Annotated in this window: 15 protein-coding genes and 1 pseudogene; 5 read left to right on the forward strand and 11 right to left on the reverse strand. The window is 73.1% G+C overall.

The features are described 5' to 3' along the window. Position 1: 1 nt before the first annotated feature. The 3 genes from ABT053_RS27740 (at position 2) to ABT053_RS27750 (ending at position 3,501) form a co-directional block, all read left to right on the forward strand. Entirely contained in the window at positions 2 to 1,015 is a 1,014-nt protein-coding gene (locus ABT053_RS27740) for a carbohydrate ABC transporter permease (RefSeq protein ID WP_350972689.1), read from the forward strand. Beyond that, positions 1,012 to 1,920, forward strand: coding sequence for a carbohydrate ABC transporter permease (locus ABT053_RS27745; RefSeq protein ID WP_350972691.1), 909 nt, complete (start codon positions 1,012 to 1,014; stop codon positions 1,918 to 1,920). Before ABT053_RS27740 ends, ABT053_RS27745 begins: the two co-directional genes overlap by 4 nt. Before the next feature lie 123 nt (positions 1,921 to 2,043). Next, complete coding sequence (locus ABT053_RS27750) at positions 2,044 to 3,501, forward strand: glycoside hydrolase family 3 protein (protein WP_350972692.1); 1,458 nt, start codon at positions 2,044 to 2,046, stop codon at positions 3,499 to 3,501. Positions 3,502 to 3,658: 157 nt separating this feature from the next. On the opposite strand, the gene ABT053_RS27755 is transcribed toward ABT053_RS27750, so the two are convergent. From ABT053_RS27755 to ABT053_RS27780, 6 genes are read right to left on the reverse strand one after another with little or no spacing between them, the layout of a single operon-like run. Further along, positions 3,659 to 4,363 carry a DUF6875 domain-containing protein gene (locus tag ABT053_RS27755; RefSeq protein WP_350972694.1) on the reverse strand — a complete coding sequence of 235 codons (705 nt, stop codon included), beginning with the start codon at positions 4,361 to 4,363 and terminating at the stop codon, positions 3,659 to 3,661. Beyond that, entirely contained in the window at positions 4,357 to 5,733 is a 1,377-nt protein-coding gene (locus tag ABT053_RS27760; RefSeq protein WP_350972696.1) for an FAD-dependent oxidoreductase, read from the reverse strand. The genes ABT053_RS27755 and ABT053_RS27760 overlap by 7 nt, the downstream gene beginning before the upstream one ends. Before the next feature lie 8 nt (positions 5,734 to 5,741). Then, the gene (locus ABT053_RS27765) at positions 5,742 to 6,779 is read right to left on the reverse strand and encodes a methyltransferase (protein WP_350972698.1); all 1,038 of its coding nucleotides are present in this window, start codon (positions 6,777 to 6,779) and stop codon (positions 5,742 to 5,744) included. After that, positions 6,757 to 8,358, reverse strand: coding sequence for an MFS transporter (locus ABT053_RS27770; protein WP_350972699.1), 1,602 nt, complete (start codon positions 8,356 to 8,358; stop codon positions 6,757 to 6,759). The genes ABT053_RS27765 and ABT053_RS27770 overlap by 23 nt, the downstream gene beginning before the upstream one ends. Continuing rightward, positions 8,351 to 13,108, reverse strand: coding sequence for a non-ribosomal peptide synthetase (locus ABT053_RS27775; RefSeq protein ID WP_350972701.1), 4,758 nt, complete (start codon positions 13,106 to 13,108; stop codon positions 8,351 to 8,353). The genes ABT053_RS27770 and ABT053_RS27775 overlap by 8 nt, the downstream gene beginning before the upstream one ends. Next, entirely contained in the window at positions 13,105 to 14,652 is a 1,548-nt protein-coding gene (locus ABT053_RS27780) for a condensation domain-containing protein (RefSeq protein WP_350972704.1), read from the reverse strand. The genes ABT053_RS27775 and ABT053_RS27780 overlap by 4 nt, the downstream gene beginning before the upstream one ends. A 181-nt stretch (positions 14,653 to 14,833) precedes the next feature. Here ABT053_RS27780 and ABT053_RS27785 point away from each other — a divergent pair, with 181 nt between their 5' ends. After that, positions 14,834 to 16,378, forward strand: coding sequence for a glycoside hydrolase family 3 protein (locus ABT053_RS27785; protein WP_350972705.1), 1,545 nt, complete (start codon positions 14,834 to 14,836; stop codon positions 16,376 to 16,378). Positions 16,379 to 16,520: 142 nt separating this feature from the next. Continuing rightward, positions 16,521 to 16,631 (forward strand): annotated as a pseudogene (locus ABT053_RS27790) (hypothetical protein); the annotation flags it as partial. Here ABT053_RS27790 and ABT053_RS27795 read toward each other — a convergent pair. The 5 genes from ABT053_RS27795 to ABT053_RS27815 all read right to left on the reverse strand — a co-directional run bounded on the left by ABT053_RS27795 (position 16,595) and on the right by ABT053_RS27815 (position 22,760). Continuing rightward, entirely contained in the window at positions 16,595 to 17,833 is a 1,239-nt protein-coding gene (locus tag ABT053_RS27795) for a glycosyltransferase family 2 protein (protein ID WP_350972707.1), read from the reverse strand. The pseudogene ABT053_RS27790 and the gene ABT053_RS27795 overlap by 37 nt on opposite strands. After that, positions 17,830 to 18,837 (reverse strand): iron-containing redox enzyme family protein, encoded by a 1,008-nt coding sequence (locus tag ABT053_RS27800; protein WP_350972708.1) that lies wholly within the window; start codon positions 18,835 to 18,837, stop codon positions 17,830 to 17,832. The genes ABT053_RS27795 and ABT053_RS27800 overlap by 4 nt, the downstream gene beginning before the upstream one ends. Positions 18,838 to 19,307: 470 nt before the next feature. Next, complete coding sequence (locus tag ABT053_RS27805) at positions 19,308 to 20,009, reverse strand: PIG-L deacetylase family protein (RefSeq protein WP_350972710.1); 702 nt, start codon at positions 20,007 to 20,009, stop codon at positions 19,308 to 19,310. After that, a complete protein-coding gene (locus ABT053_RS27810; protein ID WP_350972712.1) occupies positions 20,006 to 21,211 on the reverse strand; it encodes a class I SAM-dependent methyltransferase in 1,206 nt (401 codons plus the stop codon). The genes ABT053_RS27805 and ABT053_RS27810 overlap by 4 nt, the downstream gene beginning before the upstream one ends. A 370-nt stretch (positions 21,212 to 21,581) precedes the next feature. Next, positions 21,582 to 22,760: an ROK family transcriptional regulator gene (locus ABT053_RS27815; RefSeq protein WP_350972713.1), complete on the reverse strand. Its 1,179-nt coding sequence runs from the start codon at positions 22,758 to 22,760 to the stop codon at positions 21,582 to 21,584. Positions 22,761 to 22,960: the final 200 nt, after the last annotated feature.

The following is a 22,960-nucleotide window of genomic DNA, read 5'->3' on the forward strand; positions in this document are numbered from 1 at the left end:
CATGGCGAACACCTCAACCATCGCCCGGGACGGGGGCACCCCCTCCGTCCCGGCGCGGGGGCACCGAGGCGCCAGGCCCCCGCGCAGGTCCAGCGGGCTCCCCGCCTGGGTGGTCCCCTACGCGCTGCTCGTCCCCGGCCTGCTCGTCATCGCCGGCCTGCTGCTCTACCCGCTGTACCAGATGGTCGTCATGTCCTTCCAGAACGTGGGACTGCGGCAGATCCGGGGAGTGCCGGCCGAGTCCGTCGGCCTGGAGAACTACCAGAAGCTCCTCGAGTCCGAGCTGTTCTGGTCGTCGCTCCGCAACACCGTCGTCTTCGCCGTCGTCACGGTGGCGGGCACCCTGGTCCTCGGCACGCTGGTCGGCCTGCTCCTGCACAAGCTGGGCAAGAAGATGTCGACCTTCCTGATCGTCGGCATCATGGCCGCCTGGGCCACCCCGCAGATCGCCACCGCCATCATCTGGCGCTGGCTGTTCGACGCGGAGTCCGGCGTCATCAACTGGCTGCTGAACGCGCTGCCCGACTGGTTCTCCTCGCTGTTGTTCGGCCGTTCCGACTGGACCGGCGAGCCGTGGCTCAACGACGCGTTCACCATCTACATCGTGCTGATCATCGCGGTCGTCTGGGCGTCGTTCCCGTTCATCGCCGTCTCGATCCTGGCCGGACTGAAGAGCATCTCCCAGGAGCTGTACGAGGCCGCCAGGGTCGACGGCGCCTCCGCGTGGCGGATCTTCTGGCGGATCACCTTCCCGCTGCTGAAGCCGGTCTTCGCGGTGCTGACGGTGCTCTCGGTGATCTGGGACTTCAAGGTCTTCACCCAGCTGTTCGTGCTGGCGGGCGGCACGTCCAACCGGGAGGCGTTCAACCTGTCGCTGTTCGCCTTCACCCAGGCCTTCAGCGCGCCGCCCAAGATGGGCATGGGCGCGGCCATCGCGGTGGTGCTGACGCTGATCCTGCTCGTCATCACCTTCTTCTACGTCCGCCAGATCGTGAAGACGGAGGACGTGCGATGACCACCTACGACACGCGGGCACCCCGGCGCGGGAAGCCCGCGTACGGGACGCAGGGCAACCTCAAGAGGCGCAGGAAGCTCGGCAAGATCGGTCTGAACACCCTGGCCGTCGTGGTGTTCCTGTTCGCGGTGTTCCCCGTCTACTGGATGGTGACCACGGCCTTCAAGAGCAGCGAGCAGATCTTCACGACGGACTTCATCCCGTTCCCCACCGACCCCACGCTCGACCACGTGAAGCGGGTCTTCACCGAGGGCGTCGCCGGCCACTCCATCTGGCGCTACCTGCTCAACAGCTCCATCGTGGCCGTCGGCACCGTGCTCATCGGCGCGGTGTTCTCCCTGCTGGCGGCGACCGCGGTGGCCCGCTTCCGCTTCCGCGGGCGCACCTCGTTCCTGATCCTGCTGCTCATCGTGCAGATGGTCCCCGGCGAGGCGCTGCTCATCCCGCTGTTCATGATGGTCAGGCGGGCCGGGCTGTACGACCAGCTGCTGGGCCTCATCGTGGTGAACGTCGCCATGACGCTGCCGTTCGCCATCTGGATGCTGCGCACCTTCGTCGCGGCGGTGCCCAAGGAACTGGAGGAGGCCGCCTGGATCGACGGCGCCAGCCGGTTCGCCACCTTCTGGAAGGTGCTGTTCCCGCTGGTGGCCCCCGGGCTCGTGGCGACCAGCATCTTCTCGTTCATCACCGCGTGGAACGAGTTCGTGTTCGCGCTGACGCTCATCGGCGACCAGGGCAGCTACACCATGCCCGTGGCGCTGCGCTACTTCGTCAGCCAGCGGTCGGTCGACTGGGGCGCCATCATGGCCGCCTCCACCTTGATGACCATCCCGGTCATCGTCTTCTTCCTTCTGGTGCAACGGCGGATGGTCTCCGGACTCGTCGCGGGCGCCGTCAAGGGCTGATCCCATTGGTGCTGGTACGGCACGCACCCACAAGGCGCGGGCCGTACCAGCCCTGTCCTGTTTCTCATGTTTACTTCCATGTCCGACACCCCCCTACATCTCAGGTAAGGAATACCTACCGCCATGTCTGAGTTCATCGCGGATCGCGGCGATCAGGGGCTGCGTCGTCTCGCGGCCGGCACGCTGCTCGCCGCGTTCCAGGGCACCGAGGCACCCGAGTGGGTCCTGCGGGAGCTGGAGAACGGTCTCGGCGGCGTCACGCTCTTCGGCTTCAACGTCGCCGACGCCGCGCAGCTGTCCGCTCTCACCTCCCGCCTGCGCGAGGCCGCCGATCCGGTCGTGTCGCTGGACGAGGAGGGAGGTGACGTCACCCGGCTCGCCTACCACGTCGGCAGCCCGTACCCCGGCAACGCCGCCCTCGGCGCCGTGGACGACGCCGAGCTCACCCGGCGGGTCTACCGCTCCATCGGCGACGACCTGGCCCGCTGCGGCGTCAACCTGGACATGGCCCCGTCCGCGGACGTCAACACCGCCGACGACAACCCGGTGATCGGCACCCGCTCGTTCGGGGCGGAGAGCGCGCTCGTCGCCCGGCACACCGTCGCCGCGGTGCACGGCCTGCAGTCGGCGGGGGTGGCCGCCTGCGTCAAGCACTTCCCCGGCCACGGCGCGACCCGGCAGGACTCCCACCTGGAGGTCCCGCTCGTCGACGCCTCCGTGGAGCTGCTGCGCGAGCGCGAGCTGGTGCCCTTCCGCGCCGCGATCGAGGCCGGGACCAGGTCCATCATGACCGCGCACGTCCGCGTGCCCGCCGTCACCGGCGCGCTGCCCGCGACGCTCTCCCCCGCCGCCCTGACCGGCCTGCTCCGCGGCGAGATGGGCTACGAGGGTGTGATCATCACCGACGCCCTCGACATGAAGGCCGTCACCGCCGCCTACGGCCTCGCCGGGGGCTCGGTGCTCTCCCTCGCCGCCGGGGCCGACCTGCTCTGCCTCGGCCCGATCCCCACCGAGGACGACGTACGCCGCATCGTGGACGAGATCGTCGCGGCCGTCCACGACGGACGGCTCCCCGCGGCCCGCCTGGAGGCGGCGGCCGAGCGGGCCGCCGCGCTGCGCGCCTGGTTCGGCACGCCCCGCACCGGCGAGGCGGAGCGGGACGTGATCGGCCTCACCGCCGCCCGCCGCGCGGTCAGCCTCACCGGCTCGGCGTCCCCGCCGGTCGACCCGCTGGTGGTCGAGGTGGACACCCCGCCGACCATCGCGGTCGGCGACGTGCCGTGGGGCTTCACGCCGCTGCTGCTGCCGCAGGCGGAGGTGCTGCGGGTCAAGCCGGAGGCGGCCGACGTGGCGGACATCCTGGAGCGCGCCTCCGGCCGGTCCCTGATCGTCGTCGTCAAGGACGCGCACCGCTACGAGGCGAGCCAGTCGGTGGTCTCCGCGCTGCTCGCCGCCCGTCCCGACGCCACGGTGGTCGAGATGGGCCTGCCGATCTGGCGGCCGGAGGGCGTCACCTACCTGGCCACCTACGGCGCCGCCCGCGCCAACGCCCAGGCCGCCGCCGAGCTCCTCGGCGTCTGACGGAACCGGCCGCGTTTCGCGGGCTCGCTCCCCGTCACCCGGCCGCTCCTGCCGCGGCCGGGTGACGGGACGGAAGACCCGGCAACGCCACGGCCCGCCCCCGCGGTTCTCGCGGGGGCGGGCCGTGTTCGTCCTCCCGGTCAACCGGTGGAGAAGGTCAGGACGCCGTCAGGGAAGGCGCGCAGGACGTGGCCGCGGGCACCAGGCCGTAGCGGCCGGCGACGGCCTGGATCTCCGCCCTGAGCGCGGCCGGCGGACGGTCGCCGAAACGTTCCAGGTACGCCGCGACCTGCGCGGGGTCGTCACGCAGGAACGGGAAGTCGGTGGCGACCATGTGGCGGATCGCCAGCAGCGGGACCGGGCTGCCCAGCGGCAGGAAGGAGGGGTTCCACAGGCCCGCCTTGGGCGGCGGGCCCGGGTAGAACTCCCCGATCATCAGCCCCTCCGAGACGTAGCGCGACTTGAGCGCCTCCTGGGCGTGGTCGATCACCGCGGCGGCCTCGGACTCCGGCAGGTCGGGGAAGAGCACCAGGATCGTCCGGTACTGCGCGGACACCCCCAGTGTGGCGGGGAGCCTCGGGAACCAGTCGCGGTAGCCGGCGAGGGTCTCGGCGGCCTCGGGCCCGCCGGGCCGCCCCGGCCGGACCGCCAGGTAGAAGGTGCCGCGGTCCAGCGCGGTCTGGGCGTACGGGCAGACGGGCCCCTTCCTGCCCAGTTCCTCGTGGGGGCGGCAGAGGTACTCTCGTGCCCAGGTGACGATCTCCCTGAGCGGGGTGCGGTAGCGCAGGACCAGATCGTGGTCACCGGCCAGATCGGCGGTCTCCAGGAGGACGCGAGAGGGGTCCGCGGGATCGGTCAGCATGGTGGTTCGCCCTTCCGGGTGTTTCGCTGTGCGAGGCGTGCGCGACGTGCGAAGCGCGAGAGGCGTACGAGGCGGGCGACGGCCGGAGCGGCGGCGAGCAGCCCGGCGACGGCCACGGCCGCCCCCGCCCCGCGCAGGAGCGTGTCCTGGCGCCGGGCGCGGGCGAGCGCGTCCGCGTACGGGACGGTGGTGTGGGAGATCATCGTGTAGAGCGGGACCCACCGGCCGGGGAGTGCCCGGGCGAGCAGCAGGTCCGCCTTCTTGCGCAGCAGGTGCAGCGGGGAGCGGAGCCGGTCGCGCAGCTCCACGAAGTTCTGCTTGGACAGCTCGTCGAGCACGTCGGTGTGCGGTTTGCGCAGCCGCTGGTACTCGGCGAAGGCGGCCCCGAGGTCTCCGGGGTGGTCGCCCACGCAGCGGTCGAGGACCGTGCAGTCCTCCAGCGCCGAGTTCATGCCCTGGCCGTAGAAGGGGTAGACGGCGTGGCAGGCGTCGCCGATGAGCGCCACCCGGTCCCGGTGGTGCCAGGGCGAGGTGCGGATCGACACCAGGTGCCCCACCGGGTGCTCGGCGTACTCCTTCGCCAGGTGGGGCATGAGGTCGAGCGTGTCCGGGAAGCGTTCCCCGAGGAACTCCTCGGGGTCGGCGATCTCGCCGAACCGCTCGACGGGCAGGAAGAGCGTGCCGGTGAGCGAGTTGTCGCGGTTGGGGTGGGCGACGATGAGGGCGTCCTCGCCGGGCCAGACGTGCAGGGCCTCCAGCCTGGTCCTGGCCGACCCGTCGCCGGCGGCGGGGATGGTGAGCTCCTTGTAGCCCCACTCCAGGATCTCCTGGTGGTGCTCGGCCCGCAGCCCGTGGTGCATGTGCGCCCGCACCTGCGAGAACGCGCCGTCCGCGCCGATCACCGCGTCGCCCTCGACGGTGCTCGCGGCCCCGGTCTCCTCGTGGACGACGCGTGCGGTGGCCGTCTCGCGGTCCAGGCCGACCAGCCGGTGCCGGAAGTGGAAGGTCACCCCCGGCTGGGCCTCGGCGTGGTCGACGAGCGTGGTGATCAGGTCGCGGCGCAGGACCGAGTGGAGGATCTCCCCCTCGTGGGCGCCGTAGGGCTGGAACGGCACCGCGCCGCCGGGCAGGTGGATGGCCCGGCCGCGCATCGGGACGGTGAGCGGCCACAGGGTGTCCATCAGGCCGATGTCGGTGAGCGCCGCGATGCCCCGGGCGGACAGGCCGAGGTTGATCGACCTGCTCTCGTCCTCGTCGAGCAGCCGGGGGTCGGCCCGCCGCTCGTAGACCTCCACCCGGAAGCCGCGCCTGGCCAGGTAGCAGGCGAGGAGGGTGCCCGCGGGACCCGCTCCGACGACAGTGATCCTCATGGGATCTCTCATGGGTTCTCCAGGCGGGCGACGAGCAGTTCGTTGGGGCCGTCGACGTGCCGCCGCTCGATCCGGCCGAATCCGGCGCCGGACAGCCAGGCGGCGACGTCGGCGAAGGAGTGGATCCCGCCGCCCTGGGTGGTGGCGAGGTTGAGGCCGAAGGCGCGGACGAACGCCTCGACGGCCGGGGGCGTGCCCTCGGGCAGGTCGGCGAAGGTCTCCAGCACGACCACCGCGCCGCCGGGGCGCAGCGCGCCCGCGACCCGCTTGAACAGCGCGCGGTTGCCCGCCTCGTCGAACCCGTGGCAGAGGTTGAAAAGCAGCGCGGTGTCGTGCCCGGTACCGAGATCGGCGCCGGGGTCGGCCAGGTCGCCCGGGAGCAGGGTGACGCGGTCGCCCAGCCCGGCCGCCTCGATCCTGGCCCGGCCGCCCTCCAGGGCGTTCGGCAGGTCGACGATCGTCGCGGTGAGCCCGGGGTGCGCCTGGCAGAACGCGATGCTGTGGCGGGCGTGCCCGCCGCCGACGTCGAGCAGGCGCTCCCCGGGGTGGGGCGCGCTCGCGGCGACCGCCGGGGCGAGCCCGGCGGCCATCCCGTCGAGCATGCTCTGGAACTCGGCCAGCGTGCCGGGCCGTTCCTCCAGCCAGGCGTAGAAGTCGACCTGGGGGACGCCGGTACGCACCGACTCCTCCAGGCCGTCCCAGAGCTCGCCGAGCACGTCCTGCCAGAAGGCCAGCGCGGGGGCGTAGCTCCACGGGCTCCGCCGGTCCAGGGTGCCCGCGACCATCGGGCTGTTGCCGTACACCCGGCCCGGCGCGCGGTCGAGGTAGCCGAGGGAGGCGAGCGCCTCCAGCAGCACGGCGAGCCCGGCCGGGTCGGTGCCCGTCCTGGCCGCCAGCTCCGTCACGGGGAGCGGGCCGGGCATGAGCGCCTCGAAGACCCCCAGGCGCTGGGCGGCCCCCGCCGCCCGGAACGCCATCGCGCCGATCAGGTCGAGATGGGGGCCCGGCACCCCGCGAAGTTCCTCAGGGTCGAGATAGAGCGGCATCGCTGTCTCCTTGCGCGCCTCGCGCGACGTCGGTTCCCAGGTCGGCCTTACCGCGTTCCGGGACGGATTCCGGAACGGCTTCCCCGGCGCGTTCAGGGACGGATTCCGAAGCCGAGTCCGGAACGGCTTCCCCCGCGCGTTCCGGGGCGGATTCCGGAGCCGAGTCCGGAACGGCTTCCCCCACGCGTTCCGGGACGGATTCCGGGGCGGCTTCCCCGGCGTGCTCCAGGACGGATTCCCGGACGGGTTCCCCCGCGCGTTCCCGAGCGGGTTCCGGAGGGGCGTGCACGTCCTCGGCGTCGGGCAGCTCGGACTCCACCCTCCGCAGGCGGGGCTGGAGGTAGGCGAGCGGCGCGAGCAGCACCAGGCACAGGCCGGTGATCAGGAAGATCGCCGCGATGCCCCGCCCCTCGCCCGTGCCGATCACGGCGCCGAGGGTCCCGGAGAGCGCCCCGCCGGGGGCGAGCATCGGCTCGAAGACCCGGTCGGCGAGCGGCCCCGCGGCCAGGTAGGTGAGCACCGTGGCCGTCTGGGTGAGCATGCGGACCGTGCTGAGCACCCGGCCCAGCGCCGCGGGATCGGTCTTGATCTGCAGTACGGTCATCCCGGTGCCCTGCACGAACGGCAGCGTGAACAGGAAGGCGGGCGCCACCACCGCGATCAGCCAGGGCGAGGGCGCGAGGCTGTGCAGGGCGAGCAGCACCCCTCCCAGGGCGACGAACACCGCGACACCGCGCACCCGCCGCCTCGGCCCGCCCCACGCGCTCAGCACCAGCCCCCCGGCGAAGACCCCCGCGCCGCCCGCGAACATCAGCGCCCCGAGCACCGCGGCCGACCCGAACGACAGGATCAGCGGCTGGACCAGCACCCCGGACATCCCGAAGAACAGGTTGTACGCGGCCAGCAGCATGACCAGCTGGAACAGCCCGCGCCTGGCCCGCAGGTGGCGCCAGCCGAACAGCAGGTCCCCGCGCAGCGGCTCCGGCGCGGCCGAGGCCCCGGGACGGGTGACCTCGCGCGGCAGCCGTACGGCGAACATGACCACCCGGGTGACCAGGAAGGTGACCAGGTCGATCACGACCACGCCGGTGACGCCGACCGTGACCAGGAGCGTTCCCGCCAGCAGCGGAGCCGCGATCCGCACCGAGTCGGCGACCTGCATCAGGCCGTTGGCCCTGCCCAGGTGCCGCTGCGGCATGATCAGCGGCATCATCGCGTGGTACGCGGCCATGTGGAAGGTCCCGAAGACGGCCCCGGCCACCGTGATCACGTAGACGTGCCAGACCTCCAGCGAGCCGAGGACGAGCAGCAGCGCGAGGGCGCCGGTGACCACGGCGGCCCCGGCGTCGGCGGCCATCAGCATCCGCCTGCGGTCCCACCGGTCGGCGAGCGACCCGGCGAGCGGGGAGAGCAGCACCTCGGGCAGCACCGCGCACAGCATGATCAGCACGAACTCGGTGGCCGAGCCGTTGCGCTGGTAGACCCAGACGCCCAGCACGAACCCCGTCAGGCTCGACCCGATGATCGACAGCAGCTGCGCCGCCCAGATGACGACGAACCGGCGTATCCCGTCATGCACGGCTGTCTCCCAGGAGGACTCCGGTGCCGACGTGGTCACCGAGATAGAGGTCGAGCAGCTTCCCGTCCGCCGGAGGGCAGACCAGCCCGGCGGCGGCGAGGAGCTTCTCGGTGGCCGAGCAGTCGAAGGACGGGCCGGGCAGCGCGCCGTACTCGGCGAAGAACGCCGGGTAGGGGGCGATCGGCAGGTCGTCGCCGATCTCCAGCCGGTCGCGGACCAGCCGCCGCCACCGGAGGCCCGGCATGAGCCGTACCGGGAAGCCGTGCTCGCGCAGGCCCTCGGCGAGTTCCTCCGAGGTGAGCACGCGCGGGTTGTGGTAGTGGAAGTCTCCGGCGGCCCGGCTCGTCGCGAGGTGCACGATCGCCGAGGCGACGTGGTCGACCGGGGCCATGTCGATCCGCTCCCCCTCCGGCACCGCGCCGAGGCGGGCGCAGGTGGCGAAGAGGCGGCCGAGGAAGTCACCGGGCACCGACCGTCCGGTGCGGCTGTCGGCGGAGACCCTGGCCGGGCGGTGGATCGCGATCGGCAGCCCGGTCTCCCTGGCGGCGCCCGCGAGCCGGTCGGCGACCCATTTGCTCTGGTCGTATCCCAGGTGCAGCGGGCCGGGGTCCGGCAGCGGGTCGTCCTCCCTGACCGTGCGCTCCCCGGGGGTCAGGTGCACGCCGAGCGTCGAGACGAGGTGCACGGGGGTGGTGACGCGGCCGGACGCGGCCAGCCGCAGGACCTCCAGGACGGCGTCAACGTTCGCCTTGCGCAGCCGCCGGTAGGGCAGCGCGAAGTTGACCAGGGCCCCGTTGTGCACGACGAGGTCGACCGAGTCGGCCAGCTCGGCGAACTCCCCGGCGGGCAGGCCGAGTCCCGGCAGGTCGAGGTCCCCCGCGTGCGGGACGATCCTGCCGTCGAAGCGCTCGTCCCAGAGCCCGTACCTGCCGAGGTTCTCGCGCAGCCTCTCGGCGGGCGTGCCGCCCCTGACCAGGCAGTGGACCTCGGCGCCGGTGGTGCGCAACAGCGCGGCGAGCAGGTACGCGCCGAGGAAGCCGGTGGCGCCGGTGAGCAGCACCCGGCGCGGCGGCCCCTCGGGGACGGGCGTTCCGGTGTACGCGATGTCGCCGGGCAGCACCGCCTCCGCGTACAGGTCCACGGCGGCCGGAGTCCACGCCCCGGCGCCGGGGAGGCCGATCCGCTCGTCCACGGCGGCGGCCAGCCCGGCCAGGTCGGTCGCGGCGAAGAGCGCGGTCATCGGGACCGGCACCCCCAGCTCCCCGGCGATCCTGGAGACGATCTGCGGCGCCAGCAGCGAGTGCCCGCCCAGGTCGAAGAAGTTGTCCCCGCGACCGGGGTCCACCTTGAGCACGTCGGCCCAGATCCCGGCGATGACCCGCTCGGTCCCCTCCCTGGGCGGCTCGTACGGCGGGGCGTCTCCTTCCGCGTCCGGCTCGGGCAGCGCCCGCAGATCGACCTTGCCGTGCGGGGTAAGCGGGAGCGCGGGCAGCGTGACGACCACGCCGGGAAGCATGTAGCCGGGGAGCCTGCCGGAGAGGAAGGCGCGCAGCTCGGCGACGGTGAGCCGGTCTCCCACCAGGTAGGCGATGAGCCGCCGGGCGTCGGCGGTGACCACGGCCTCGCGGACCCCGGGGTGGGCGAGGCAGGCCGCCTCGACCTCTCCGGGCTCGATCCGGTTGCCGTGGACCTTCACCTGCCGGTCGGTGCGTCCCAGGAACTCCAGGTTCCCGTCGGGCCGGTATCTGCCCAGGTCACCCGTGGCGTACATCCTCGCCCCCGGCCGGGGCGAGAACGGGTCGGGCAGGAAGCTCCCGGCGGTCCGCCCGGGACGGCCCAGATAGCCGCGCGCCAGGCACTCGCCCCCGATGTGGATCTCGCCGGGCACCCCGATCGGCGCCGGGTTGCCGTGGCGGTCGAGCACGTAGACGCGGGTGTGCGGCAGCGCGGCGCCGATCGGCAGATGCGTGGCCGCGCCCAGCTCGGCGCCGTCGACCGTGCGGTACGAGGTGGCGCAGACGGTCGCCTCGGTCGGGCCGTAGTGGTTGTGGAACGCGACCCGGCCGCCGGTCAGCGCGGCCCAGGCGCGCAGGCGCTCCACCGGCACGCTCTCGCCGCCGACCATCATCGTGGTGATCGGGACGATGACCTGGTCCAGCTCGTCCAGCTCGTCCAGTTCCCCGGCCCACTGCTGCCAGAGCGCCGAGGCGGTGTCGACCATGGTGATCGAGTGCTCCGCGCACAGGGCGGCGAGGGCGGGACCGGTCAGCGAGGCGGGAGCGGGGTGCAGCACCAGCGCGGCACCGCTGATCAGGGCGGGGAAGACGTCCCCCGCCGAGGCGTCGAAGCTGAGCGGCGGGACCATCAGCACCCGCTCCCCCGGCCCGAACCCGTGCAGGTCCCGGAACGACCGGGCCAGATGGGACAGCGTGCGATGCCCGACGACGACCCCCTTGGGCCGCCCGGTGGACCCGGACGTGTAGATCACATACGCGGCCCGCTCAAGACCCTCCGCGCCGGACTCGCGCGCAGCCACCGCGTCGTCACCGGCGCGGGGCCTCCCGAGGCCCTCCACCCCGGACTCGCGCGCCGATGCCGTGCCGTCCGGCCCTTCAAGACTCTCCGCTCCGGACTCGCGCGCGACCACCGCGCCGTCACCGGCGCGCGGCCCCCCAAGGCTCTCCGCCCCGGGCTCACGCGCCGGTGCCGTTCCCCCGGAAGCGCCGTCCGTCCAGCGGGCGAGGTCGGCCCGGCTGACGACCGGCCCGGTGAACCCGGCGAGCTCCGTCCCGTCCGCGATCACCGCACGCGCGCCGGAGTCGGCCAGCAGGTACGCCAGCCGCTCGGCGGGCTGCGCGGGATCGAGCGGGAGGTAGGCGGCGCCCGCCTTGAGGATCCCCAGCAGCGCCACGATCGCCTCGGGCCCGGCGGCGAGCGCCAGCGCGACCAGCGCCTCCTCGCCCCCGGCGGCACCGGCCTCCACGGGCCGCTCCAGCAGCGGCCGGAGCCGGTCGGCCACGGCGTCCGAGGCCCGGTCGAGCTCCCCGTACGTGAGAACGGCACCCCCCTCACCGGGAGCGGCGGGAGTGATCACGGCGGGGGCGTCCGGGGTACGCGCGGCCTGCCGGGCGATCAGCCGATCGAGGAACTCCCCCACCCCGTAAGCCGACCGGCCCGAACCGACCGAACCGACCGGATCAACCGAACCGAGCGGACCGTCCGAGAGCACGTCCCCCGGATCCGGCGCCGAAGCGTTCCCGAGCACGATCGCGCGCTCGGCGGCGGGCAGGATCTCCAGCCGCGACAGGCGGCGGCCCGGGTCGGAGACGATCGACCGGAACAGCGTCTCCAGCTGGGCGCCCATCCGCTCCACCGTGGACCGGTCGAACAGGCCGGTGTTGTAGGCGAACATCAGCTGGACGTGCGTGGGATAGACGATCACGTCCAGGGAGAGGTCGAACTTGGCCACGGCCAGGCCCGACGCCACCGGCTCGGTGCGGATGCCGTCGAGGTCGAGCGATCCGGCGTCCGGGTTGCCCAGCATCAGCATCGTCTGGAACACCGGGGTCCTGGCCGGGTCGCGGTCGACGCGCAAATCGCTCACCACGTGCTCGAAGGGGACCGAGGCGTGGCCGTACATCGTGAAGGCGCGCCGCCGCACCCGCTTGAGCGTCTCGCGGAAGGTCGGGTCGCCCGCCAGGTCGGCGCGGAGGGCGAGGGTGTTGATGAAGACGCCGAAGACCTTCTCGAACTCCTCCTCCGCGCGGCCCGCGACGGGGGTGCCGACGCAGAAGTCGTCCTGGCCGGTGTAGCGGGAGAGCAGCACCTGGTAGGCGGCGAGCACGGCCATGAACGGCGTGCACCGCTCGGCCCGCGCCATCCCGGTGATCCCCCGCCACAGCTCCAGCGGGATCCTGTGGATCACCAGGCCGCCCTCGGTGGTCCGTACGGCCTGGCGCGGCCGGTCGGTGGGCAGTTCCAGCACCGGGACGCCGTCGAGTTCGCGCACCACGTCGGAGATGTCCACCGGCTGTTCGCGCTGCCCGCGCACGTAGTCGGCGTACTGCAGCGCGGGCGGCGGGAGGGGCGACGGCAGCCCGAGGGTGAAGGCCGTGTAGAGCGACGCCAGCTCCCCGAACATGACCTGCTCGATCGACCAGGCGTCCCCGGCGATGTGGTGCACGACGACCAGCAGGACGTGCTCGTCGAACCCGGTACGCACCAGGGTCGCCCGCAGCAGCGGCCCGTTGACCAGGTCGAACGGCCGGTTGCTCCGCTCGGCGAGCACCGCCTCCAGCACCCGCTCCCGCGCCGCCCCCGCGCCCCCGCCCGGCGGTCCGTCGGAAAAGCCGTCGGAAAACCCGCCGGACGAACCGGCAGACGAACCGTCCGACAAGCCACGCGACGAACCGGCAGACGAATCGACCGACGAAGCGGCAGACGACCCGCGCGACGAACCGTCCGGCCGACCGCCCTGCGACCCGTGCGGCGGCTCGCCCGTCAGGTCGAGCCGCTCCATGACCAGCGGCGCGGGATCCAGGACCGTCGCGGACGGGAGCCCCCCGACCTCGGGGAAGACGGTCCGCAGCGCCTCGTGCCTGGCCACGACCTCGCCCAGCGCCCGCTCCAGGGCGGCGGCGTCGAGCGACCCGATGAGCCGCTCGCAGACCACCATGTTGTACGTCCCGTCCCCGGGGGTGAGCCGGTCCAGGAACCACAGCCGCTCCTGGGCGTACGAGAGCGTGCTCACGCGGCCCCGCCCCGCAGACGCGTGACCTCCTCGGCGACGCCGGCGATGGTGGGGTTGTCGAAGAAGACGTCCAGGGACACCTCCACGCCGAGCCTGCGGCGGGTCCTGGCGATGATCTGGGTGATGGTCAGCGAGTGCCCGCCGAGGTCGTAGAGGTCCTCGTCCAGCCCGATGTCGTCGAGGCGGAGGATCTCCTGCCAGATCTCCCGCACCTGCGCGGTGACCGGGTCCTCCTCGGCGGGAGGTTCCGTCACGTTGTCGGGGGCCGGGACGAACAGGTCGGTCACGGGAGGCTCCTCTTGAGGCGTGGGGTGGGGTGGCTCCGCCAGATCCGCGATCTTCGCGCGGGGTTCCGCGGAGATGGCGCGCAGCAGCGCGCGCAGGTGACCCGCGATCCCGGACACGTCGTCGTGGCCGATCGCGGCGGGGTTGAAGCGGAGGCCGAGGGTGAGGCTCGGACCGGCGTCCACGGCCTGGATGTGCAGCGCGCCGTGGGCGGTCCCGTTGAAGACCGTCCACTCCACGCCCGCCCCGACACCGGGGAACTCCGGGACGGCCGCCCGCTTGCGGTAGCTGAGCAGCACCGGCGCGGCGGGCGGTTCCGGCGGCGCGTGCCGGAACCGGTATATGGCACGCAGCTCGGCCCGGACCGCGCGCAGGTGGTCGGGAAATTTCTCGTCGAGGGCGGGGTGCGGGACGAACGGCACCCGCGCCACGAACGGCCCGACGCGGTCGCGCGTCTCGCGGGTGCGGGTGCCGAGGTCGAGGGCGAGCGGCGACGCGGAGGTGCCGTACCGGCGCAGCAGCACGCCCACGGCCGCGAGCAGCAGCTCGAACCTGGTGGCGCCGAGCAGCGTGGCGGCCCCGGTGAGGGCCCCGGACTCCGCGCCGCCGAGCACCATCTCGACGATCTCCCCGGGACCGGTGCCGCCCGGGACCGCGCGCAGGCCGGGCAGGACGAGCTCCGCGGGCGCGCGGTCGCGCTCCTTCCAGAACTCCGCCGCGCCGTCGGGCGGTGCGGGAGGGACCTCGCCGCCCGCGCCGGAACCGCCGCGCCGCTCCGTCCGCGCGGACGGCGAACCCGGCGGGGAGCCCGGCAGTGAGCCCGGCAGTGAGCCCGGCAGTGAGCCCGGCGGGGAGCCGTGCGGCTGCGGCACCGGTGAGCACGGCGACGCCGTGCCCGGCAGGGTGGCCCGCGCGAAGTAGGCGTCGGCCAGCTCGCGGACCAGGACGTCCTTGGAGCCCGCGTCGAACACCCGTCCGTGCGCCGTGAAGAGCAGCCTGAAGCGCTCGGGACCCACCGTGACCAGCGTGAACCGGGCGAGCGGGCCGCGTTCCAGGTCGAACGGGCGGGTGGCCTCGGCCGCGGCGACCCCGGGATAGCGCTCCGGCGTCGACTCCGCGCGGGTGACCCTGACGCGGCCGAGCACCGGGTGCCTGCCGGCCACGACGGCGCACGCGCCCAGCAGCGCCGGAACGTCGACGGGACCGTTCAGGTGAAGCGCCAGCGGGATTCCCCGCAGGTCGAAGGGGGCGTGCGACATCCTGTCCGTCTCCCTCGTGGGTGACTCACTTCGGGCAGGCGCCGGGGGCTGCGTCGCCCCTGACATGCGGTCCTGACAAACAATTATTAGGAAAGTTTCTTGTCTATTTACGCAACCCGAATGCTACACATGTGGTACGCCTGAGACAAGCGACTTGCCCCGAACCGACCTGGAGGCTTTGATGATCGTTCGCGGTGGCCGGACGAGCGGCCCGAACGGCGCGAGCCCCGAACTGGCCGGGCTTGCCGACACCGTGTTGCAGCCCGGGTTCGTGGGCGTGGAGGTGCCCGACTGGCTGCGGAGACGGCTCGCCGAAGGGCTCGGCGGAGTTGCGCTCTACTCCCGGAATCTTGTAGACAGCGAGCAGATCAGGGCGTTGACCGACGCCCTGCGCGCGGAGAACCCGGACGTGGTGATCGCCACCGACGAGGAGGCGGGCGACGTCACCCGGCTGGAGGCGCTCACCGGCAGCTCACGTCCCGGCAACCTCGCGCTCGGCGCGGTGGACGACCCCGCCCTGACCGAGCGGGTCGCCCGCGAGATCGGGCTGGACCTGGCCGCGGCGGGCGTCACCCTCAACTACGCCCCCGTGGTCGACGTCAACTCCGACCTGGACAATCCCGTCGTCGGCACCCGCGCGTTCGGCGCCGACCCCTGGCTCGTCGCCCGGCACTCCCGCGCCTGGGTCACCGGCCTGCAGTCGGCGGGGGTGGCCGCCTGCGCCAAGCACTTCCCCGGCCACGGCGCCACCGCCGTCGACTCGCACGACGACCTGCCGACCGTCGCCTACTCGGCCGAGGAGCTCGCCGCCACCACCCTCCCGCCGTACCGGACCGCCATAGAGGCCGGGGTACGCGCCGTGATGACCGGCCACCTGCTCGTGCCCGCCTACGACCCCGACCACCCCGCCACCATGAGCGGCCGCATCCTGACCGGGCTGCTCAGGGAGGAGCTGGGCTTCGACGGGCTGATCGTGACCGACGGCGTGGAGATGCCCTCGGTGGCCGAGCGCTACGGCGTGACCGGGGCGGCGGTCCGCGCCCTCGCCGCCGGGGCCGACGCGATCTGCGTGGGCGGCGAGCGCAAGGGCCCCGGGGTGGTCGGGTTCATGCGCAACGCCATCATGGGCGCGGTGGCCGACGGGGTCCTCCCCGAGGAACGCCTGGCCGAGGCCGCCTCCCGGGTCAGGCGCCTCGCCGCCTGGTCGGCGGAGCAACGGCGCGCGGCCGGCGAGACGGGCCCGGCCGGTGGGCCCGCGGGGCTCGACGCGGCCAGGCGGGCGCTGCGGGTCCGCGGCGACGGGCTCCCGCTGCGCGCCGCGCCCCAGGTGATCGAGTTCGTCTCCGAGACGAACATCGCCGTCGACCGCGCCACCCCGTGGGGCGTCGCCGCGCCGCTGGCCGCGCTGCTCCCGGGCACGACGGCCGTGCGGCTCGGCTCCGGCGACCCGGTCCCGCCGCCCCCCGGCGGGCGCCCGCTGGTGATCGTGGTACGCGACGCCCATCGGCACGCCTGGGTCTCGGCCCGCCTGGACGCCCTGCTGTCACGGCGTCCCGACGCGGTCGTGGTGGAGATGGGCCTGCCGGGCCCGGCCACCCCGGGCGCCGCCCACATCACCACCCACGGCGCGACCACCGCCTCGGGCCTGGCCGCCGCCGAACTCCTCTCCGGCCGCCACCCCTCAGGGGACCACCGTCCGGGTACGCCCGAGGACGGACCGGCCTGAGGCGCGGCGGGCACAGCGGGCGCGGCGGGCGCGGCGGACACCCCGCCCGGCCGCCGCTCGGGCCACCGGAAGAGATCCGGGGGGAAGGCGGCCGGAGTTTTCCCCGGGGTGCGGCGGGCAGAGAGGCCATATGCACCCAAAAATGGATGATTCGGTCACAGTCACCTCCTGCGAGGACGGGCCGCTGCTGGTCCGGGGGCCGTTCACGCTGCTGACTCAGGACGGGGTCGTCATCGATCCCGGCCGGGCGACGGTGGCGCTGTGCCGCTGTGGCCGGTCGGCGGCCAAGCCGTTCTGTGACGGCTCGCACAAGCGGTCCGGTTTCCGGGCCGCGAGCGAGCCCGACCCGATCTCCCGGGCCACGGACGAGCCAGAGGCCGCCGCCTGAGAGCGCGCCCTGAGCCGGCGGACGGAGTGGGCGGCGACCGGTATCCGGCGCCCGGCGTAGAAGACGCCGCCCCGCAGGAACCGGGTCCCCAGGGCCAGCCAGCTGCACAGGGCCCGCTCCAGCAGCCACACCGGGGCGAACAGCGCGGCGGTGGGAGGGAAGACCCGGCGCCCGCCCGCGCGACGGCGGCCGATCTCGGCCAGTCCCACCGCCAGCCCGGCACCGGCCAGGACCGGCCCGGGGCGCCGCCGCCGCACCGCGACGGCCAGGGCGGGCACGACGGCGAGGAAGAACGCCATGCGGGCCGGTTGCGCGAGGTCGTCGTAGGCCTGGCGCACCCGCTGGGACCAGAAGTGACGCGAGCCGGGCGGCAGGCGGCGGACGTAGAGATCGAGGGGGCGCTCCTCCCGGCCGCCGTGGGCGCGGACCGTGCGGATGAGTTCGAGGTTCTCGAACAACACGTTCCCGTCGTAGCCGCCCATCGCGCGGAAGGTCGAGCGGCGCACCCCGAACGTGCCCGGGTAGTCGGCGCCGAGACCGCGGTTGAGCAGGGTGCGGGCGGTGTCCCAGCGGGCGTGCCAGGGCATCGGGGCGAAGTGGTTCTGCGGGCGGACCAGGTCGGCGCTCCTCAGCAGGGCGTCGACCCGGGCTAACTCGTCCTCGCCGTAGCGCACGTCGTCGTCGGCGACGATCACGTGTTCGGCGCGGGCCCGGCGCAACCCGGTGATCACCCCGTCGACCTTGCCGTTGGCGAAGCCGAGATCGCCGTCGGGCCGCACGTGCAGCGCGAGGCCGTCCCAGCGGGCGGCGTGCCGGGCGAACAGCTCGGCCGGGGAGCCGTCGACGACGATGACGCGGACACTGGCACGCAGCCGGCGCAGGTAGGCGGTCAGCTCCTCCAGGCCGGCGTCGTCGTTCCAGCGCAGCGGCAGCACGTAGTCCATGCAGAGGTCCGTGCCGAGATCCATGCCGAGGTCCGTGCCGAGGTCCGTGCCGAGGTCCATGTCGAGGTCCATGTCGAGGTCCATGTCGAGATCCGTGCCAAGGTCCGTGTCGAGGTCCGTCATCGGCTCCCCGCCATCAGCTCCGTCTCCCGCAGCGAGGAGGTGCCGCGCCGCCAGTGGCCCATGACGTGCTCGGCGAAGAGCCGGTCCAGGGTGAGGGCGCAGGCCGCCCCGTACAGGACCTCACCGGCCCGCGAGGGGTGCTGGCGGACGAAGCCGCCGCACATGTCGTGGGCGGCGATCTGCTCGTGCACGGCGTCGGCCTGGACGTGCTCGTCGTAGAAACGCCTCGCCGTCTCATCGCCGCCCAGCCTGCGCAGCCCCAGGGAGTAGCGGTGGTTGGGCGCCGAGGAGGTCATCTCGAACGCCGCCAGGTGGCCCAGCAGCGCTCCAAGGTGGCGCCGGTGCAGCCCGAACAGCGACATGGCGTTGGAGATCGCCAGCGTGATCGCCGGGACCCGGTCGAGATAGGCGCCGTAGGAGTCGTCCAGGTCCAGCCCGCGCATGGTGGCCCGGAACAGCTCCGAGTGCATCCGCTCGGCGCGCCCTCCGCCGTACTCGTCGGCCTGGATCTCCACCAGCGCCGCCTTGGGGGCGCCGCTCAGCCGGGGGATTCCCCAGGTGTGCGGGTCGGCCTCCTTGAGGTGGTAGATCGACCGGTGCGTGACGAACTCGCGGAACTGCTCCAGGTCGGCCCGCCTGGCCAGGAAGGCCGACAGGCAGGGCCCGTCATCGGCGGCGATCAGCTCGGCGAGGGCACGGCGCGTCGGCACGCCCGGGACCGGGGAGGGGCGGGGTACGGCTCGCGCGAGGCCGTCCTCGAACCGCCGCTCCAGCGTCTTCCTCGCCGCCAGCAGCGACGGCTCCCACTCCCATTCCTCGTCCACCTCCTCGAAGCCCCGGTAGTGCAGCTCGTAGCAGACGAAGAGTGCCAGCTGCAGATCATCGTCCTCGACGGCCGGCTCCCCGGCCGGTGCCGGACCGAAAGGAACGAAGGGATGGGGCGGGCGCCTCAGACGTTCGAAGAGCGAGGCGGTGAGGGGACCCCGAGGCGTGGGAAGCTGCATCACGATCTCCCATAACGGCGAAAAAACTCAGGTGGAAGGGCTCGGAAGGACTCGCGGAAAGACTCGGCGATCTCATCTCCCCGAAAGATGTCTCTCCGTGAGATCGCGTGGCCGGTTCGCTCCCGATTCTGTGGACGTGCTCGTCGTGGTGGTGGTGCGACCGGCGGTGACGGCGTGATCATCTGTGGACTTATCGAACACGCGTGCCATGCGTCCCTGATGCCCCCGTCTTTAACGAGCTAACCTCCCCGCCACGCGGGGGGTGAGGAAAACCCTGCTCAAGGGTCGAAGATCGCACGGGCGCGACCCGTCGCCCCGGGCGGCGACCGGCGCACGGCCCGCATGGACGAGTGCTCCCACCGAGGCCTCATGGGCTCAAGGACCCATGGACTCAAAGACCCATGGACCCGAGGACCCGAGGACCCGAGGCCGGTCGGCGGCCGGGCCGTCCTCACGCGGAAACGATGGGCCTACCCGTCGAGGGCCCACACCAGCTCGTGCTGGAGGGGACCCGGCATCGCGAGGAACTCCCCGTGGTCGCTGGCGAGCGGCGCGATCTGCGAGGCGTACGCCAGGACCGCGCGCCGCTTGAGCGCCCACTCCTCCCCCTCCAGGCGCGGCCGGGCCGTCGGCCCGAGGCGGTACCGCTCGGCGAGCGTACGGACCGGCGGCCTGTCCTCCAGCGCCCGCCCGGCCGCCGGGGTCCCCCACTCGCGTACGGCGGCGGCGTAGGGCAGGTCGGCGTAGACCCAGCGCTCCAGGGGTGCGGCCTTCTCCAGCACGTCGAGCGCCCGGTCGCGTACCGCCTCGTGGTCGGCGTTGCCGATCCCCATCGGGACGAGCACGCGCGTGCGCGGGGTGACGTGCTCGGTGAGAAACGCCTCCAGGTCGTCCAGCGGGAGCTGTGCCGCCGGGACGTCCGGATTGTCCAGCACCACCTGGTCGACCCCGAGGAGCTCGCACGCCCGCGCGTCCTCGGCCCGCCGCTCCCGCGCCGTCTCCTCCGCCGAGACGAACCCGCACAGCCGGTCCCACGCGGAAAGCGTCTCACCGGCCGCGCCGCCCAGCGCCGTGACGATCACCGCGTTCCCCTCGCGGCGGGCGAGCAGTCCCGCCACCGACAGCACCGCGTCGTCGAAGTGCGGCGAGACCACGATCGTCTCCCAGCTCATCGCCGCCACCCGGCCCTGGCCAGGACGAGACCGCGGCTGCCCCGCTTGCGCAGGTAGGCGAGGCCGTCGCAGACGGACTCCAGGGTCGGCGGAGCGAGCTCGACGCGCTCGGCGACCCGCCAGGTGGACTGCTCGCGCAGCCAGGGCCAGATCCGCTCGTTGAGCTGGCCGGTCTCCAGCGCGACGAGGACCAGGTCGGTCGGCAGCCGGTCCAGGAGCGTCAGGTCCTGGTCGTAGTAGAGCATCTCGACGAGCAGGTACGCCGCCGCCTGGCGCTCACCGTGGTCGGCGAGGTCCTCCAGGCTGTCCGGGAGCACCTCCACGCCCGGCTCCGCCCGCTCGGCCAGGCGGGCGCGGAAACCCGCATTGGGCTCGGTCGCCTGGACCCGGTACCCCTTCCCGGCCAGCCGCCGGGTGAGCTCGCCCTGACACGCCCCGACCTCCACGATCGGCCCGTCCTGCGGGGAGCACCAGCGGGCGGTCCAGGCGGCGGTCGCGTCCAGCCGCGCGGCCTCGTAGGCCGAACGCCCGAACTCCCACGGGTCGTCGGCCACCGCGGCGTCGTCGCCGAGACTGGAGATCAGCGCGTACAGGCGGTTAGCCTGCTCGGCGCTCGCGGTGAAGAACCTCTCGACGGCCGGGACCCGGTCGGTGGTGACGAGCCGGTCGGCCACCCGGCTGCGCAGCAGCTCACCGGCGCGCCGGTTGATGAAGTCGATCTTCGCCTCGGCCTCGGCACCGGTGATCGCGGCCGCCGTGACGGGGATCGTCTGCAGGAAGGGATTGTCGCCGACCGAGCAGGTCACCGCCGGCAGGGACAGGGGCGAGGACGCCGAGGGCGAGGACCCCGGGAACGGCGACACCGCGCGGGAGACGATCCAGCCGAACCTGGCCCGGCGGATGCGGTGGTCGGCGGGCGAGTGGGTCCAGAGCTCTCCCGGCCCCGGTGCCGGAGTCGGCGCCTCGCCGAGCAGAGTGGTCACGTCGGCGGGGACGGGCAGCTCGGCGGTGTTGCCCCCGGGCTCCACCAGCGGTCCGAGCAGCTCAAGGCGCTCCCGCAGGGAAAGCCCCGCCGGGAGGGTCACGCTCGCCCTCGCCTGCCCGACGATCACCAGGACGTCCTCGTCGGCGCGGTCCCGCAGGACGGAGACGAACTCCAGGGCGACGTCCTCGGCATGCAGCACGGCGATGACAGCCGTCATTTGTCCCCATCCCCGATCACAGAAAGATGTCTTTTTCATGACATTTCCGCGCCAGCATAGAGGATCTTGCCCACCGCGCAACGGCCGTTCGCCGAGAAGAATCTCTCCCGCCCCGCCGGACATCGGAGAATCCGGGGAATTCCGGGTCAGGACCCGGGACATCGGGCTCCGGACCGAGAACTCCCGAACCAGGCGGCCCGCCCCGAAAACCCCGGACCAGGAACTCGGGACTCGGATTTCGGGACTCGAGGCTCGGATTTCGGGGTTCAACGCCCGGGACCCGGAGCCGGAATCCGAGGCTCAACGCTCAGGGTCCAGAGCTCATGGCTCATGGCTCATGGCTCAGGACTCAGGACTCGGGACTCAGGGCTCAGGAGGCGAAGATCTCCTCCCTGGCCTGGTCCAGGGCGGCGATGACGGCCCCGCGCAGCACCGGGTTCCCGGCCACCTCGCTCGCCACCACCTGCGGCCGGACCGGGCAGCTCCTCGCCACCGCCTCCTCGATCCTGGAGGTGAGCTCGTCGCCCCCGGCCCTGCTGACCTCCCCCGCGAGCACCACGAGCCCCGGGTCGAGCACGACGCACACCGACGCCACCCCCAGCGCGAGCCGCCCCGCGATGTCGTCGATCAGCGGCTCTCCCCGCTTGCCCGCCGCGACCGCCGCCGCGACGCACTCGGCGGCGCTCTCCCCCTCGAAGCCGTACGTCGCGGCGAGCTCGGCGACCGCCTCGGCGCTGACCAGGGACTGCAGGCCCCCGGCGAGCGACGGCAGCCTGCCGGGCACGGCCCGTACGTCCTCGGCGAGCGGCACCCCCGGCACCGGCAGGTAGCCGATCTCGCCCGCGCTGCCGGAGCGGCCCCGGTGCAAACGCCCGCCGAGCACGACGCCGAGGCCGATGCCGCGCCCCACCCACAGCAGCACGAAGTCGTCGACCTCGCGGGCGGCACCCAGGGTGCGCTCGGCGATGGCGACGAGGTTCACGTCGTTCTCTATCCTGACGTCGCGGCGCAGGTCACGGGCGAGCGCCTCGTGGATGCCCTCGTGCCAGCCGGGCAGGTCGAAGGAGAACCGCACGTCGCCGGTGCGGGGGTCGACCACGCCCGGGGTGCCGATGACGACCGAGCGCAGCTTGGAGAGCGCGACCTTGGCCGACCGGCACGCCTTGACCACCGCGTTGTGCACGAGGGCCACCGGATCGTCGTGCCCGCTCGGCGCCACCCGCACCTCGGCCACGATCTCCCCGTGGATATCGGCGATGGCGGTCGTGACGAATTCCGGGCCGACATCCAGACCCGCCACATAGGCCGAGGAGGAAATAATCCCATAAAGCGCGGCATTGGGCCCCCGGCCCCCCGCCTGCTCCCCCGCGACCTCCACCAGCCCGCGCCCCTCCAGGCGGGCGAGCGTCTGCGACGCCGTCACCTTGGAGAGGCCGGTGAGCTCGCCGATCTGCCCTCGCGTCAGCGGCCCGGAAGCGAGCAGCAGCTCCAGGGCGGCCCTGTCGTTGATCTCCCGCAATAGCCTGGGCACGCCAGGACGTCGCTCCATACGCATGCTCTCTTGTTCGCCGCTTCCCCGTCGCGATTACTTTCAATGAAGAATAACGCTTCTATTCTTAATAAGGCTTCCTGATAGTTTAGCCCCGCCCGGGCGCCGCGGACGGCTGTCCGGGCCGTCCCGGCCGTGCCGCGTCCCTGCTCACCGCCGGTCCGCCGCCACCGCCCGCGCGCCCGTCACCGCGATGCCCG

Source organism: Streptosporangium sp. NPDC002524 (genome assembly GCF_040295985.1).
In the GTDB taxonomy this organism is placed as follows: Bacteria; Actinomycetota; Actinomycetes; order Streptosporangiales; family Streptosporangiaceae; genus Streptosporangium.